At 47.4% G+C, this 17,102-nt stretch carries 13 protein-coding genes and 2 riboswitches; of the genes, 7 read left to right on the plus strand and 6 right to left on the minus strand.

The window, feature by feature from the left end; all coding sequences use genetic code 11:
- The first annotated feature begins 189 nt into the window (after positions 1-189).
- From AC58QD_RS14225 to AC58QD_RS14235, 3 genes are all read left to right on the plus strand, one after another.
- Positions 190-1,965 carry an ABC transporter ATP-binding protein gene (locus AC58QD_RS14225; protein WP_497334256.1) on the plus strand — a complete coding sequence of 592 codons (1,776 nt, stop codon included), beginning with the start codon at positions 190-192 and terminating at the stop codon, positions 1,963-1,965.
- Positions 1,962-3,695, plus strand: a complete 1,734-nt coding sequence (locus AC58QD_RS14230) for an ABC transporter ATP-binding protein (protein ID WP_497334258.1) — start codon at positions 1,962-1,964, stop codon at positions 3,693-3,695. The genes AC58QD_RS14225 and AC58QD_RS14230 overlap by 4 nt, the downstream gene beginning before the upstream one ends.
- 164 nt (positions 3,696-3,859) lie before the next feature.
- The gene (locus tag AC58QD_RS14235; protein ID WP_497334260.1) at positions 3,860-4,417 is read left to right on the plus strand and encodes an NUDIX domain-containing protein; all 558 of its coding nucleotides are present in this window, start codon (positions 3,860-3,862) and stop codon (positions 4,415-4,417) included.
- 279 nt (positions 4,418-4,696) lie between these two features.
- On the opposite strand, the gene thiD is transcribed toward AC58QD_RS14235, so the two are convergent.
- The 6 genes from thiD to AC58QD_RS14265 form a co-directional block, all read right to left on the minus strand.
- Complete coding sequence (gene thiD / locus AC58QD_RS14240; RefSeq protein WP_497334262.1) at positions 4,697-5,563, minus strand: bifunctional hydroxymethylpyrimidine kinase/phosphomethylpyrimidine kinase; 867 nt, start codon at positions 5,561-5,563, stop codon at positions 4,697-4,699.
- A gap of 420 nt (positions 5,564-5,983) precedes the next feature.
- Entirely contained in the window at positions 5,984-7,129 is a 1,146-nt protein-coding gene (thiO, locus tag AC58QD_RS14245; RefSeq protein WP_497334264.1) for a glycine oxidase ThiO, read from the minus strand.
- Positions 7,130-7,165: 36 nt separating this feature from the next.
- A complete protein-coding gene (locus AC58QD_RS14250) occupies positions 7,166-7,948 on the minus strand; it encodes a thiazole synthase (RefSeq protein ID WP_497334266.1) in 783 nt (260 codons plus the stop codon).
- Between the two features lie 7 nt (positions 7,949-7,955).
- Positions 7,956-8,153, minus strand: coding sequence for a sulfur carrier protein ThiS (gene thiS, locus AC58QD_RS14255; protein WP_497334268.1), 198 nt, complete (start codon positions 8,151-8,153; stop codon positions 7,956-7,958).
- Entirely contained in the window at positions 8,137-8,793 is a 657-nt protein-coding gene (gene thiE / locus AC58QD_RS14260; protein ID WP_497334270.1) for a thiamine phosphate synthase, read from the minus strand. The genes thiS and thiE overlap by 17 nt, the downstream gene beginning before the upstream one ends.
- 39 nt (positions 8,794-8,832) lie before the next feature.
- On the minus strand, positions 8,833-9,861 hold the full coding sequence (locus AC58QD_RS14265) for a ThiF family adenylyltransferase (protein WP_497334272.1): 1,029 nt from the start codon (positions 9,859-9,861) through the stop codon (positions 8,833-8,835).
- Positions 9,862-9,966: 105 nt separating this feature from the next.
- Positions 9,967-10,077, minus strand: a riboswitch (TPP riboswitch).
- Between the two features lie 367 nt (positions 10,078-10,444).
- On the opposite strand from AC58QD_RS14265, the gene AC58QD_RS14270 reads away from it, so the two are divergent.
- The 4 genes from AC58QD_RS14270 (at position 10,445) to nrdE (ending at position 17,088) form a co-directional block, all read left to right on the plus strand.
- Positions 10,445-12,091 (plus strand): type 2 periplasmic-binding domain-containing protein, encoded by a 1,647-nt coding sequence (locus AC58QD_RS14270; RefSeq protein ID WP_497334274.1) that lies wholly within the window; start codon positions 10,445-10,447, stop codon positions 12,089-12,091.
- A 450-nt stretch (positions 12,092-12,541) separates the two neighbouring features.
- Positions 12,542-14,170, plus strand: a complete 1,629-nt coding sequence (locus AC58QD_RS14275; protein ID WP_497334276.1) for an extracellular solute-binding protein — start codon at positions 12,542-12,544, stop codon at positions 14,168-14,170.
- A 125-nt stretch (positions 14,171-14,295) separates the two neighbouring features.
- A riboswitch (cobalamin riboswitch) is annotated at positions 14,296-14,494 on the plus strand.
- 157 nt (positions 14,495-14,651) lie between these two features.
- Entirely contained in the window at positions 14,652-15,017 is a 366-nt protein-coding gene (gene nrdI, locus AC58QD_RS14280; protein ID WP_497334543.1) for a class Ib ribonucleoside-diphosphate reductase assembly flavoprotein NrdI, read from the plus strand.
- Positions 15,004-17,088 carry a class 1b ribonucleoside-diphosphate reductase subunit alpha gene (nrdE, locus tag AC58QD_RS14285; RefSeq protein ID WP_497334278.1) on the plus strand — a complete coding sequence of 695 codons (2,085 nt, stop codon included), beginning with the start codon at positions 15,004-15,006 and terminating at the stop codon, positions 17,086-17,088. The genes nrdI and nrdE overlap by 14 nt, the downstream gene beginning before the upstream one ends.
- The last annotated feature ends 14 nt before the right edge of the window (positions 17,089-17,102 follow it).

The raw sequence follows: 17,102 nt of genomic DNA on the forward strand, positions 1-17,102 counted from the left end.
TAATTTTTCCGTTGACAAGCGTACAGGTGTTCCATAATATGTTAAACATTAGGCATACAGTTGAAATACAGGTACTATATCCCAGAAAGGCAGGTTACTATGTCCAAGCTCTCTACCGAACCCCCATCGCTCTCTTTTCTCCAGAGAACTTCTCATGCATTAAGGGTATACCGATGGACAATATCTTATTTGACGCGTTACCGCCTGCAGCTTTCTCTATTTATTGTATGTGGACTCATCATTTCATTTACCGAGCTGGCTATACCGAAATTTCTGCAGTTGGTGGTAGACGATGTAATTCCGAACCAAGACTACCGCCTCTTGCGCAATCTGTTTTTGCTGGTAATCGCCTTTATAGCGGTAATGATCGCGCTGACTGCTGCCCGAAATTTGCTGCAGCGGGTTTTCTCCATGAAGGCTGGACGAGATTTGCAATACACCCTGTTCCGGCATTTGCGGCAGCTTGGTTTCTCGTACTATGAGCAGAATCCAGCCGGGAAGACGCTGTCGTTGCTTAATACCGAGGTCAATGCGGTCATTGGGATGTACCGATTCGCTTTTCCAGAGATGATTCAGCGCATCCTTATCCTGGTGTTATATTCCGTTATTATGCTGCTCTCTAATGCCAAGCTGAGCTTGCTCACGATCCCGTGCTTTCTCTCCTACTACATCATCAGTCCCTACTTCCAGCACATTGGCATCAAATATTTGAACGAAACGAAGTCATACCGGATGCATTACAACAAAAAAATATACGACAGCGTGTCCGCCGTATCGGAGTTAAGGGCCCACTCGACTGAGAGATGGGATTTGAACAGGCTGATGGATGGAACTCGCCACATTGTAGGTCTCATTGTGAAATATTATTTTCATATGAATCTGTGCGTGAATTTGCGGAACTTGACGACCTACATGGGGCTTCTGCTTGTATTCTGGTTTGGAGCGAGAGATATTCAAGACGGCCAATTGACCCTTGGGGCGTTCATCGCGTTTGTACTCTATTATCTACTTTTCATGCGGGCTGTTACTTCTCTGGTCATGGTGTTTACGGAACAGCGTGTGGTGATTTCGCAAGCAGAGTCACTATATGAATTCCTGCAGCAGACACCTGAGGTGGTAGAGGCGGATGAGACTCGTGAGCTTCCCGAGGTAAAAGGGGAAATCACTTTTCGAGACGTAAGCTTCGGCTATGGGAATCAGCCATCTGTTCTGAAGCATTTCGACTTACATATCCGTAAAGGAGAACGGGTCGCTCTCGTCGGTACGAGCGGGAACGGCAAGACAACGGTGCTGAAGCTGATCGGAAGGTTTTATGATCCGCAAGAGGGACAGGTGTTGCTGGACGGAACTCCGCTCCAGGAGCTTTCCTTCAGGCAGCTGCGCAATTCCATAGGTTTTGTGTTTCAGGACACGTACCTGTTCGGCACATCGATTCGGGAGAACATCCGTTTCGGGAATCCTGATGCTTCTGAGGAGCATATCGTAGCAGCTGCCCAAGCAGCCAACGCTCATGAGTTCATTATGCAGTTTCCGAACGGATACGATTCACTGGTGGGTGAACGCGGCATCAAGCTGTCGGGAGGCCAGCGGCAGCGGGTAGCGATTGCCCGGATGTTTTTGAAGGATCCTTCCATCGTTCTGCTGGATGAAGCGACCTCTGCGCTAGATAATGTGAGTGAGAAAGATGTGCAGGATGCGTTGGACCGGCTGCTGGTTGGCCGAACAACCGTCGCCGTTGCTCACAGGCTGTCCACGGTGAAGGATTATGATCGGATCGTCCTTATGGAAGAGGGGCGCTCGGCTGAAACTGGGACTTATGATGAGCTGATGGAGCAACGAGGCAGCTTCTATCGGCTCGCCGTCAGGCATTTCCAGGAAGAGGAAGAGAATCGGGCCCTTCATGCGAAGCAGCAAATAGCGTCCGCATCGGCAAGCATAACAATTCCAGGGGGGCAGACAAGTTGAAAAGCATCCGATTAATGACATCCTATGTGTGGCAGTGCCGTTCTGGGTTTCTGCTCGGGCTTGTTTTCCTGCTTATTGCCACCACAGCGCAGATTGCCGTAACAGCGGTACAGAAAATCATCATCGATGATATATTTATTCAATCCCGATATGATCTGCTCGTTCCAACCTTATCCTGGTTTGCTGCTGCACTTGTAAGCTCTTCCTTGTTCGCCGTTCTGTGGACGCATATTGGGCGGGTCAACGCCTATAAAGTGTTCAGCCACATGACACGGGATGTGATGAAAGCCATTTATAGGACGCCAACGAAAGTGTACAACAATGAGCGGATTGGCAAGTATGTCAGCTATTTCACCAATGATATCAACTGGATAACGGTCGCATTGACGCAATTTGTCCCGAACGGGATATCCAATGTGCTGACAGTAGTCCTCGTATCCATAATTATCGGCTGGAATAGCCCAATCCTGCTAGGCAGTATTCTCGTATTCAGTATCCTTTATCTGTTCCTGGGGCGTAAATTCGGAAATGCTCTCCGCGATGCCTCCCGTGAGCACCATGAAGCCAGATCCAATTTTCTAGTTCATGTGGAGGAAGGCGTCTCTTCAACAAGAGAGGTGATAGCCTTTCACAGGGAGGATTGGGAGCGGAAGAAGTATAATGACAACTTTTCCATCTTCTATGATAAAGCGATGAAGGAGGGGAAGCTCGAGAACCGCAAGCTGTTCTGGAGTGATCCGCTGAAATGGGGCGCTACACTGATTGTGCTCGGTTATGGAGGATATGCGGTCATGAAGGGTGAATTGTCCATTGGGATGTACATCGTCATTTATCAATTCACCGCTCAGCTTATGACGGCAATTCATGATCTGTACGGATTTGCCATGGAAGCCCAGAGCCGGCTTGCCATGGTTGACCGAATTCGCGGCATCATCGAAGGACCTCAAATCGATGATGGAGAGACAGAGCTCCAAGGGCCCATTACTAGCTTGGAGCTGGATCAGGTAACCTTTCGGTACTCCGATGATTCCAAGCTTGTGCTTGACCGATTGTCACTCCAAATCCCGATCGGCCAAAAGGTTGCCTTCGTGGGGACGAGCGGCGGGGGCAAGTCGACCATTGCTCAACTGCTGATTCAGTTTTATGAGCCTGACAGCGGTTGTATCAGGGTGAATGGGATGCCGCTGCAGCAGGTTCACCGAACATCGTGGATGGATAGACTGTCGGTCGTATTCCAGGAGCCCTATCTTTTCCCGGATACGATACGCAACAACGTATTGATGGGAAGGGAGAAGTCCGAGGAAGAGATGCGAGCAGCATGCGAGCTGGCCAGCATTGATCCATTCGTGCGGTCTCTTAGCAAGGGCTATGATACAGAGCTGGGCGAGCGCGGCATCAATTTGTCAGGCGGACAGAAGCAACGGCTTGCGCTTGCACGGGCATTACTCGCCAGAACCGAAATACTTATTCTAGACGAATCCACCTCTTCGCTTGATCTCGAGACCGAACGGCAGGTTCAAAAGCAAATCGACGAGCTTCGCCGCGGCCTTACAACGATTATTATTGCCCACCGGCTCTCGACCGTACAGAATGCGGACTTGATCTATGTGATGCATGAGGGGCGAGTCGCCGAGCAAGGAACCCATAGCGAACTCATGAGGGGAGACACCATTTATAAAAAGCTGGTGTATTCACAGTTGGATGAAACACCTATGGAAAAAGTTGTCTAACAGTGATGAGCGTTATACTTTGGTGAGGCTGCACATCAATTGTCAGTTGATCTGTATTAGATTGCTTTTACTGGGGAATGGCCTTACATTTTTACTGCCCAAACGGCTCGTTCGGTGTATAATAGGTCAAGGTTCTGATCACATCGAGACGAAGGTGAAAGTAGATGGATGCGAAATTTTGTATGTCATGCGGTGCAGCTTTAGAGCTAAGAGTTGTTGATGGCGAGGAGCGCAAAGCATGTACGGAGTGCAGTTACGTGCACTGGGGCAATTATAGTATCGGTGTAGGCGCTTTGGTGGAGAGAGACGGCAAATATTTGCTTGTACGCAGGGCACAAGATCCGGGAAAAGGGAATTGGACGAATCCAGGCGGTTACATTGAGCAGCTAGAGCTGTTTACCAAAACGATCGAGCGTGAAGTGTTGGAGGAGGCTGGCGTTGAAGCAGTTGTAACTAATATCGTAGCTGTTCGCGATCAACCGAGAAGTATTCATAACCTTTACGTCGCTTTCTCTATGGAATACGTCGGTGGTGAGCCTAGACCAGACAATGTGGAAGTCGATGCAGCCGGATTTTTCAGTATGGAAGAGATAGAAGGAATGAAGGTAGCTAACTTTACTCGTTGGCTCCTCGATGTGGCAAACAACGGCCGTTCAGTTGGATTAAACCTGGACAATGAGCCATGTGTGCCAATTGATGGATGTGCCTTGTTTCGTGTGTAAGGGATGGACGCGAGTATAGAACAGATGTAAGAAGGACCTGGCCAATGGCCAGGTCCTTCTTGCAAACTTCCGACAGCTGAATTCACTTTTTTAAAGCGGATTTTCCGCGCTACTGCAAACTTTCTGCATCTGAGATCATCTCTAAAGCGGATTTTCCGCGCTATAGCAACTTTCGGTAGCTGAGTTCATCTCCAAAGCGGAATTTCCGTTCTACAGAAACATTCTGCAGCTGAGTTCACTTTTAAGGTGTATAAAGACGATATAAAACTATTTGATGTATCATCGCCTTGATGAGCGGCCCTCGTCCGCTGACGCCTGCAGGCGGTACGCGGCATGGTTCGTCGGGCCGATCCCGCGCCCGAGTGGCAGGGCTGCGCCGATGGCCGCCGTGACGAAGCGCTTGGCTTCGCTCACAGCGGCAGCCATCGGCAGCCCCTTGGCAAGACCGGCGGCTATGGCCGACGCGGTCGTGCAGCCTGTGCCGTGCGTGTGACGGGTGTTGATGCGAGGGGAGCGGAACAGAGCCGCTTCCGACCCGTCGAACAGCACGTCAACGGCTTCGTCACCTTCGAGGTGACCGCCTTTGAGCAGCACGAAGCGGGGACCAAGCGTATGCAGCTGCCGAGCTGCATCAATCATCGCATCGATGCTGTCTATGCCAGGCAAGCCGAGCAGGGCGCAAGCCTCAGGCAAGTTCGGGGTTACCACTGCCGCTAGCGGGAGCAGCTCAGTGCGGAGTGCTTGTATGGCTTCGATTTGCAGCAAGGAGGCGCCGCCTTTGGCAATCATTACAGGGTCTACGACAAGATTGCCTTCGACCCCATATTCACGTACTTTTTGCGCTACTAGAAGGATAATATCTGCAGAGAACAGCATACCCGTCTTCACAGCATCAGTCCCAATATCAGACAGAACAGAATCTAGCTGTTGCGCTATGGTTTCTACAGGGATTGCCAATACATGCTGAACACCCAATGTGTTCTGAGCGGTAATGGCGGTAATGGCGCTCATTCCGAACACCCCAAGCTCCTGGAACGTTTTTAAATCGGCTTGAATACCAGCCCCGCCGCCAGAATCCGAGCCGGCAATCGTAAGCGCTCTGGGAATATGTTCTGTTGGAATGGTTGGGTTTGCTGGGCTCATCATCACACACCAGACTCCTTCTAAGTTTGACGTTGTTGACGGTTCGTTTTCTGCGATCGAGGTATGTTTACCAGGTTCGGGCTTAAATCGAACGTCACTTGTTACGGATAAGCCATGTTACTACAGGTTATTTGAATAATTCGGTTTCATTGCGCCCAAATAGCCAATCCAGCTATCCCTTATTCTTGTGAGTTGATCCGATTATTGCCGAAATCATAAAAATAACCAATAGGAAAAATGGCTATTCCAAAAAAATCTCCAATTCCGCTCAAATAACCCATAGAAACACTGGCTCTCTCAGAAGCGGCCGCCAAATTTGCTTAATCTACTTACAGATTAGTAGCAAGATAGTCTATTAACTCATTTAATTTGGAAAAGGAACGCCTCGTGGTACTCCGACCTCCGGGGGACTTGAACAGCAACTTAGGCAAATCTATTCGGCGCGAAAGCCAAACGGTACTGCTCCAGCCTCGCTTCCTCATAATAACTAGATTGCTCATCTGCAAGATCAGCAACAAGCCTGGCTGTCGCTGGGCTAAGAAGAATACCATTCCGATAATGTCCGACCGCAAACAACACATGCTTCGCTTGAGGTGCTTTGCCTATTAGCGGCCACCCATCCTGCGTGGCAGGCCGCAGGCCTGCCCACTGGTGGAACGGGGTGTGCTCCTTTAGCGATGGCATCAGCTTGCTGTTCCAGCTCTCGAGCCGTGCCAATCCTTTGGCGGTTACCGTTGTGTTGAAGCCGGCAACATCTTCGGAAGCTCCGCATACTACGGTTCCGTTCGCTTTTCCGACCATATAGCCTTGACTGCAAAATACCATATGCCGAACCGGACCTACTGCAGATGACTCATAAGCGCATATTTGACCGCGAATAGGGTATACCGGCATTCGAACACCCCATGCTTCCTCCCATTGTCCGGACCAAGCCCCAGTGCTCAATACTAACCGGTCAGCATGCAGAATCGTGCCGGACTCCAGTGTCACCCTAACTGCTCCCTGATCAGAAGAAGTATCCTCTTCCATAGAGAGGGCCCCAGCATTCTCATATATAACGACGCCCAGATTCCGGCAAGCTTGTTCTAATGCTTTTACATAATGCGGAGCATACACATGAGTCTCATGTGGATAATAGAGAGCTCCAAGTGCAGATCGTGACAATCCAGGCTCTAGCTGGAACAGCTCATCGCCTGTCAGGATGGTTGCATCGGCACCATAAGGCTGCTGCCACATCTGACGAGATTCCATGGCCAAGCGATCTGCCTCATGGAAGTATACGTATAAGCTGCCTGTGCGTGAATATTCAAATTCCATTCCTGACACTTCACGTATTTCTTGCTGCCACTCTTCATATTGCTTGAGACTATCCAAGCACAATTGGAAAAAAGTGTCAGGTTGCTCGCTATTCTCCGAAAAAGGAGCAAGCATTCCGGCTGCTGCTCCTGAAGCTTGCCCTCCGCACTGATGTTGTTCCGCTACAGTTACTTGATAACCGCGCTTTCTTAACTCATAAGCACATGATAATCCGATTACACCGCCGCCAATTACAAGCAAGTGGTCTGCCATAGTTTATTCACGCTTTCTGTTCAATTAATAAGTCAACTACTTGACCACCCATTCTTCTAAGCCGCTGCTAGCTGATGCATAACGCTTCTTCGGAATACGTCCGGCCAAGTACGACAATCGACCTGCATCAATGGCAAGTCTCATCGCTTCCGCCATACGTACCGGATCTTTGGCTTTGGCCACGGGTGTATTCATCAATACACCCGCTGCGCCAAGCTCCATCGCTTGGACTACGTCCTGCGCCGAACCAAGTCCAGCGTCAACGATGATCGGTACGCCGGACTCTTCAATAATCAATCCCAAGTTGTAGGGATTGAGAATACCGAGCCCTGTGCCGATCGGCGAGCCGCCGGGCATAACGGCTGCCGCTCCCGCTTCCTCGAGCCGGCGGCATAGCACCGGGTCGTCGGACGTGTACGGCAGCACAATAAACCCTTCGCGCGCTAGCGTCTCCGTTGCCTTAAGCGTCTCGATCGGGTCGGGCAGAAGCGTCTTCTCAGACGCGCTGATCTCGACCTTGATCCAGTCGCTCAGGCCGGATGCGCGCGCGAGCCGAGCCAATCGAACGGCTTCATCCGCCGTCCGTGCGCCAGAAGTATTAGGAAGGAACGTGTATACCCGTTCTTCCAAGTGCTGAAGAATGGAATCGTCATCCGGCGATTCCAGATTAATACGGCGAATGGCGAAGGTGAGTACCTCCGCGCCGGAAGCAGCAATTGCCTGCTGTTGCACATAAGGGTTCGGATAACGGCCGGTGCCCAAGAAGAAGCGCGAGCTCAATGTTTTTCCGCCTATGATCAACTGATCGTGAGTAGCCATATCGCTGTCAACCTCCTCCTACAAAATGAACAAGCTCAACCTTCATATTTTCCGTTAACTCCGTGGAGGGCCATTGCTCCCGCTGTATAATTTGTCCATCAATCTCTACTACCACGAGCTTGCTTTCCATTCCATAGGATTGGAGCAATTGCTCAACGGTGGAGACTGTAATCTCTTTTTTACTTCCATTAACCCAAATGTCCATCTTGATACCTCCTGCTGTCAGCTTGCTCAATCCGCTCAAGAAAAGCAGCGCTTATTCCTGCAACATCCTGACTGCCTACAATTTCACTAATCGCACAAATCCGCGTTGCCCCTGCATCTAATACTTGATCAATATTGTGCAGCTTAATGCCGCCAATCGCCACGAACGGGATCTTAATCTCTGCTGCAACCTGAAATACATAATCGGTCGACACTGGCGCAACGACATCCACTTTGCTCTTAGTTTCGAATACCGGTCCTACTCCGATATAATCGGCGCCTTCCCGTTCGGCCTCCCGCGCTTCTTCTATGGCATGTGTAGAGATACCAATCCATTTATCCGGACCTACGATCTTACGAGCCTCAGCAATAGGCAGATCATCTTGTCCCAGATGAATACCGTCGGCATCCACAGCCAAAGCGATATCGATATGATCGTTAACAATAAAAGTGACCCCGTAACGGCGAGTTAGCTCTCGCAGACCGCGTGCTTTAATCAATATATCGCGTTTGGAGCTGGACTTGTCACGGAGCTGGATGATATCGGCTCCTCCGATGATCGCTTGCTCCATTACTTCCAATAAAGGTCGTTCAGGATGAAACGATTCGCCTGTGATTACATATAATTTGAAATCTTTCATTCGCACTAAACCTCCTAATCTCTTAAAAGAAGAAACATGCTACATTCCAATATACCGGGCATACAACGTTTTCGCTCGCACTGGATCATCCGTTCCTTGTATGAGGACACGGCCATCGGGGAATAACACAATTCGTTCGCCTTCGGGCAGGTGAGCCTTCAGTAAGAAGGGATTGCGCTCCACCTTCGCCGTTGCTATCAATCGGTTTTCCCATTCCTCCAAATCAAAAGAAGAGGAGAGGTGAATCTGTACCGTCTCTCTTCCGCACAAGGAAGCAACTTCATTAGCTGCTCCGGGTTGGAGTGACGGATACTCATGCGTACCGCAAGTCGGACAATCCGGTTTTGGCTCCCCGCATTTCATTTCAAAATGATAATTGTTCCATATATCGAATGTAAGCAAGGTCGTCCGTCTTGCTTGAGTCGCGCCAACTAACAATTTCAACGCTTCAATTGCCTGATAGGAAGCAGCGATATCGACGACGGGGGAGAGGACACCAACGCGGTCACATGTTTCCGCTGTTCCTTCCCCAGGCTGGATCAGACAACGTAAGCACGGTGTGACACCTGGAACGAAGGCAGCGCTCATTCCACGCGAGCCTACAGCTCCTCCATATACGAATGGAATTCGGTGTTTATAACAAGCGTCATTCATAGTGAAACGGGTTTGGAAGTTGTCCGTTCCATCCAGTACTAGGTCCATGCCTTCTATTAATTGCTCCGCATTGGCAGCCGTAACATCTGAAACAACGGGTTCGAGCTGCACAGAAGAGTTAATGTTTCGCAGCTTACGCTCGGCAGCTACAACCTTGGGAAGGGCTTGCTTCACATCCTCTTCGTCGTACAACATCTGCCTTTGCAGATTGCTCATCTCAACATAATCACGATCAACGAATCGGACACGTCCAACACCTGATCGGACCATATGGTTAGCCAGAACAGTTCCAAGGGCTCCCATGCCGACAATCAAGACGGAAGATTGGGCAAGCTGTGACTGGCCGTTCGTACCAATTGGACCAAATAACATTTGGCGTGAATAACGTTCATTGGAATCTGCGTGGTTACTCATACGATCTCCTCCTCAAGCATGAAAGGCCTAAGTCATTCTAATGGTCATACAAAAAAACCGCCCCGAATAGGGCGGATGCACGGTTCTGTCATGCAGACGGTCATATGCCGCCTTTATCCACTTTCCTACGCTGGCTTCAACCAGATCAGGTTCAAAGAGTTCGAAGGCATCTACCTTCATCTCAGCCTGTAAGAGCAGGCTCCCCTAGTGACAATGCTGGGCGTGTCTTCAATAGTTACAGCGCCAAGCGAAGGTCGATTCATTTACTTCCACCTTACAACTAGCCTTCCTGTTTGTCAATGCAGCGTTGGTCCAAGCAATAGATTACAGAAAACTTAGAAAGGTATCTCGACAAACTATTTTGTTCTATGTATAATACATAAAGGAACTAAGTATACAGGTATTATACAGATATTTCTATAACCTGTCTTATATTCAGCTCTTACTTATTGTTGGAGGTGACGTGAAAACTTTTGAATTTGCTTTCTGTAAGCGATTACTGAAAGCCGAAGTAAGTCATCCATTAGATCGACTAGCAAATTATACGATTCAACCATTTATTGATTTCAGGGAGGTCATTGCATTGAAGAAGAGATTTGGTCAGGTTATTGCCTTATCCATGGTTTCTGCACTAATAGTAAGCGCTTGCGGCAACAAAGAAGATTCGAATACCGCTTCCCCAACTCCAGCGGGTACCTCAGCAGCAACTGGAACACCGAAAGCACCTGCTAAGGAAAAACTGAGCCTTAACTGGATGATAGGGGTTCCAACCACTACATCAAGCCTTCCGTCCGCAGATAAAGATTTTATTAAGAAGGCAATTGAAGAAAAGTTTAACGTTGAGATCAAGCTTGATTATATGTCTATTGGACCCGATTTCACGAACAAGCTGAATATGTTGTTAGCTTCTGGCAGCGCACCGGACTTTTTCCATGCAGAAGGAACTGCAACGACCAAATACGTAACTGATGGTGCGGTAGCGGATTTAACCAATTACGTTACATCGGCAAAAATGCCCAATTATTTCAAATGGGTGAGCGATTTAGAGATGAAGCGTTACCAAGTAGGCGGTAAGTTCATGCGGGCCCCAGTTCCATTCGAGAAAGCCTCTTATGCTTCCTACTATGTGCGGAAAGACTGGATTGATGCTCTGAATGCGAAGGATCCTAGCCTTAAGCTAAAAGTGCCAACCAATTACGATGAAATGATCGCTGTTATGAAGGCTTTTACGTTAAACGATCCGGATGGTAACGGTAAAAACGACACATATGGCTTTACAACAGCCGGTTCAGGCACATCAATCCCGGGTGATTTCCCTGAATGGTATAAAAATGGCTTGGTACCAGGCTTCTTTATTGACAAAGACAACAATTTCATCGATAGCGGGACTAACCTTCGCACCGCAAAAGTAATTGATGATATTCGTAAAACGATTGATCTGAAAGTGGTCGATCCCGATTGGTTCCTTAATAAAGCAGGCGATGCTGCCACAAAAGTTCAACAAGGTAAAGTAGGGATTTTCTATTCCGCTGTTCGTGACGTCGCATTTGACAATTCCGCTAGCAGTTTTCAGAAGAAGACTCGCGAAGTGACCGGGAATCAAAAGGCTGAGTTTGCAGCATTTCATGTGGCCGGGGATCTACCTGTTTCGTATGAACCGCTCCCGGGAGTCCCATTCCTGTTTAATGCAAAAGCAGACCCTAAGAAAATTGAACGCACAATTGAAATTATTGATTGGTTGTCGAGCGAGGAAGGTTATCTTCTGGCAAACATAGGTAAAGAGGGTACTCACTACAAGAAGGATGGCAAGAATATAACGCTTATTCCTGATGCTATCAAGAAGGATATCGGCGACAATGGCAACTTTACGGAAGTATGGGGCAGTGTAGCCAGTTATAACGTCAAGGACCCATCTCGTGCGATAGGAATTAATATTATTAATCCAAGCGAAACCGATCATGACCGCGCTATCCTTGAAGTGATGAAAAAGAACAAATTCTATGTGCTTGGTACTAACGTTGTACCGCCAGTTGGTTTAGATATTGGCTCTTACCGTACTCAGATGCGCGCCAAACAAGTGAAAGTTCTGTTTGAAGAGAAAGATTCAAGCAACTGGCCGAAGTATTTAACGGAATTGTTGGATACTTATAAAGCGAAGGCAATCTTCGATGCATACGGTGAACAGGTTTCTACAGCTCTTGGGAAAAAAGTTGTGTTCAAGACAGACTGATTAATAATGAAGAGGCATCCGGAATTTTCTGGATGCCTTTATTTAAGTTATGGTAAGCTATACCAGCACTGGGTAACAAATCCGCTCTCGGCGTGAACGGAGTCGTAACTTTCCTGCAGCATCAAGGGTTCTTTCAACTGATAGAGAAGCTGAAAGAAAAGATTGAAAAAAGATAGTTGCCTAGACAAACCATTATGATATAGTATAGGTACTATACAGGATAGTAACAGGCTATATGCTTGAAAGCTTCATACATGTAATATACAGATATATCCAACCTATAATTACATTAAATAGGCTTGTATACTTTTGTAGGAGGTGATGTGCACCTAATGAAAATGTTTTATGTAAGCGATTTCTGAAAGCGTTGTATTCAGATTGAAATTGATGTTATTGCGTCTCTAACAAACAAACTAATCTACATTTATCGATTTCCGGGAGGTCATTTTATTGAAGAAGAGATTTAGTCAGATCGTAGCTTTATCGATGGTTTCGGCCATGGTAGTAAGCGCTTGCGGAGCCAAAGAAGAAACTCCAACATCGTCATCATCACCATCTAAATCCCCTGGTGCCAGCTCGGCTCCAACAGTAGCTCCAAAGGAAAAGCTGACGCTGAACTGGATGATTACAGTTCCTACTAATGATTCCAAGCTTCCTGCTGCAGACAAAGACTTTGTTAAGAAAAAGATTGAAGAGAAATTCAACGTGACTCTTAACATGGAATACATGGTCTACAGCACAACGGATTATCAGACAAAGCTGAACCTGAAGCTTGCTTCCGGCGATGCTCCTGATATGTTCCAAACAGGCGGAGCTGAATCCAACACTTATATCTTGGACAAAGCAGTAGCGGATATGACGAACTATGTAACGCCAACTACAATGCCTAATTATTTCAAATACTGGCTGAGCCAAGACGAAATGAAGCGTTATGGCGTACAGAACGTGTTCATGCGTGCACCGGTAATCTTCAACAAAGAGCAATATTTCTCCTATTATGTTCGGAAAGACTGGCTTGACAAGTTAAGCCTGAAAATGCCTACGAATTATGACGAAATGATTGAAGTTATGAAAGCGTTCACTACCAAAGATCCAGACGGTAACGGTAAGAACGATACGTACGGGCTTTCGATGGCTGGTAACGGTACTTCAATACCAAAGGACTTCCCAGAATGGTATAAGCACAACCTGGGTCCTGGTTTGTTTGTTGAAGGCGACAAATTCATCGATGCAGGCAGCGATATCCGGACTCAGAACGTGCTCAATGACATTAAGAAAACTATCGCTCTTGGTGTAGTTGATCCGGACTGGTTCCTCAACAAGCCTGGCGTACAATGGGATAAAGCGGCACAAGGCAAAATCGGTATTTTCTACTCCAGCAACCGTACTCATGCCTTCGATAATGCAGCGAATAGCATACAGAAAAAGACAAAAGATACAACAGGTGTTCAAACCGTTGATTGGCAGCCGTTCCACATCGAAAATACGAATGGAGCGAGCTATCAAGCGCTTCCAGGTACACCTTTCCTATTCAGTGCCAAAGCTCCTGCAAACAAAATTCAACGTACTGTAGAGATTATGGACTGGCTCGTAGGTGAAGAAGGCTTCCTGCTGACACACTATGGTCAAGAAGGCACTCATTATAAAAAAGAAGGTAAAAAAATCACTATTGATCCTGCGGCATACAAACGTGATATTTCCGATCAAGGAAAGTTCCTGGATATTTATGCAGGAATTGCCGGCAACATCAACATCGGACCACAAGCGCTTGGGCTTGAGTTGATTGATCCTAACGAAACCGATCGTGACCGTAAAATCTTGGAGCGTGTAAAACAAGTTAAGTATGCCCTTTTAGGTACTAACGTATCACCGATCCCTGGAATGGATCTGTCTGCATTCCGGACTCAAATGCACAAGTTCCATACCCAAATCATCTTTGACGAGAAGGATGCTTCTAATTGGCCGAAATATCGTCAAGAGTTGATGACCAAGTACAGCGGTAAAGGCTTGTTCGAAGGTTATGCCGAGCAAGTAGCCAAAGCGCATGGTAAGACGATTACCTTCAAAGCTGACAATTAATTGTCAGAAAAATGACGCAAAACAAACGACTTAGGGCTATAGTCCTAAGTCGTTTTTTCATGGTCAAATCTGCTAGTTATTCATTGACAATTTCAATATATTGATATAATCTTTGAGAAGACAACTATATATTGATGTGAATGGGTGCCTTGTGAGGTAGTTGCCTACTAGGCTTAATAGGGAAATTCGGTAGACAAAAGTCCGATGCGGTCCCGCCACTGTAACAGAAGAGCTCGATTCGACAAGCCACTGGCCGCTATGCCGGGAAGGTGGATCGAGTGATGATTCTGAAGCCAGGAGACCTGCCCGTTCATAGACACTGTGTAACCTACGGGAGATAGGGAAGTGTCGGACAAGCTTGCAAGAATGCATCATGATTCGTCCAATGGACGAATCGTGTATAGGACCATTCATGATCAAGGTGTGTCTGACTTCGCTACCCGAGTCAGATGCACCTTTTATATTGGAGGATGAGAACATCATGTTAGTGGTATATGACTCCCGCACCGGGAATGTTGAGAAATTCGTCAGGAAGCTCGGTGTGAAGGCAGTGAAGCTGCAGGATTGTGAACGGGAAGACCTGAACGAGCCCTTCGTAATGGTTACTTATACAACCGGATTCGGCAACGCCCCGGATAATGTAATTTCTTTTCTTCGACGTAATCGCGGCTATTTGAAAGGTGTTTCCGCAAGCGGGAACCGGAACTGGGGTACTTCCTTCGCCAAGAGCGCCGATACGCTTGCTGAGCTGTTCGCGGTCCCAATTGTACATAAATTTGAACTGTCAGGAACTACTAGCGATGTAGAACGATTTCAAGAGGGGATGAGACGCGTTGCGGCATATTGAACTGAACAACCAATTGATGAACAAAGGAATCGATGGATTCTACGACTTGAACAAGGACAAAGAAGCGGTTGCCGCTTTTATGGAGGAAGTGGAAGCTAAGAGTGTATCCTTCGCTTCTCTAAGAGAGAAACTGAACTATTTGATAGAGGAAAATTACTATACCAATATGTTCGACCAGTATACATATGAACAAGTGGAAGAAGTGTACAATCTCACGGCGGACAGCGAGTTTCAATTTCAATCCTACATGGCGATCTCAAAGTTTTATAAGGACTATGCTCTCAAGACGAATGACAAGGGACTGTATCTGGAGCGTTACGAGGATCGTGTAGCTATTGTAGCCTTGTTCCTTGGACGCGGAGATGCAGAGCTGGCCAAACGGATTGCATGCGCCATGATGGAGCAAAGATTGCAACCGGCTACCCCAACGTTCTTAAATGCGGGTAAGAGCCGTCGAGGCGAGATGGTATCCTGCTTCTTGCTCGAGGCGGATGATTCTCTCAATTCGATTAATTATGTTATCGGTACTTGTATGCAATTATCCAAAATCGGCGGAGGGGTGGCTGTCAACCTGTCCAAGCTGCGAGGACGCGGCGAACCGATCAAAGGTGTAGAAGGCGCAGCAAAGGGCATCATGCCAATCATGAAGCTGTTGGAGGATGCATTCTCGTATGCGGATCAGATGGGCCAACGCAAAGGCTCCGGCGCCGCTTATTATAATATTTTTGGCTGGGACGTATTGGAGTTTCTGGATTGCAAGAAAATTAATGCGGATGAGAAGTCGCGAATTAAGACATTGTCCATTGGGCTGATCGTGCCTAACAAGCTATACAAGCTGGCAGAGGAGAACAAACCGCTAAACGTATTCGGATCGTATTCCGTCTATCAAGCTTACGGCAAGCACTTGGATGATCTTGATCTGGACGAGATGTATGAGGAGCTGCTGGACAACCCGAAAGTAACGAAGAAGGTTGTGATGAGTGCAAGGGAGATGTTGACCAAGATCGCTACGATTCAGCTGGAATCCGGCTATCCTTATATCATGAATAAGTCGAACGCTAACAACGTGCATGCTTTGAAAGCGCTAGGGTCTGTGAAGATGTCCAACCTGTGTACCGAAATATTCCAATTGCAAGAAACGTCCATTATTCATGACTATGACAAGCCTGATGAGATCCTTCGTGATATAAGCTGTAATCTGGCTTCTCTTAACATAGTCAACGTCATGGATCGCAAGGCCATTAAAGAGTCGGTACAGCTAGGCATGGAAGCCTTAACGACCGTAAGCGACTTCACTACAATAGAGAATGCCCCTGGAGTACGTAAAGCTAATTCTGAACTGCATTCCGTAGGTTTGGGCGCCATGAATCTGAACGGGTATCTTGCGAAGAATAGTATTGCCTATGAGAGTGCGGAAGCGAGAGATTTTGCCAGAACATTCTTCATGATGATGAATTATTATTCTATTGAGAAAAGCATGGAGATTGCAAAGGCCCGTCAAATAACGTTTCAAGATTTCGATCGTTCGGAATACGCGTCAGGCACTTATTTTGATCGCTATCTGGACCAGGACTATTCTCCAGGAACTGCAAAGGTGGCAGCGCTATTCGAAGGGATGTCCATTCCGGACCGCCAGGACTGGGCGAGACTGAGGGATCAAGTGCAGCAGCACGGTCTGTATCACGCTTATCGATTGGCCATAGCACCGACACAAAGCATCTCTTATATCCAAAACGCCACTTCGAGCGTTATGCCCGTAGTAGAGCTAATAGAGACACGCACGTACGCAAATTCGACTACTTATTATCCGATGCCGTATTTGTCACCTAATAATGTGTTCTTTTATAAATCAGCTTACAATATGGATCAATTCAAAGTGATCGACCTTATTGCAGAAATTCAAGCTCATGTGGATCAGGGAATATCAACAATACTTCACGTTAACAGCAATGTAACTACTCGTGAATTGGCAAGATTATATGTGTACGCCGCCCACAAGGGATTGAAATCACTTTATTACACTAGAACGAAACATTTATCCGTAGAGGAATGCACGAGCTGCGCGGTATAACAACAGGAAGGGGC

It is taken from the genome of Paenibacillus sp. J2R1T-4 (assembly GCF_059692235.1).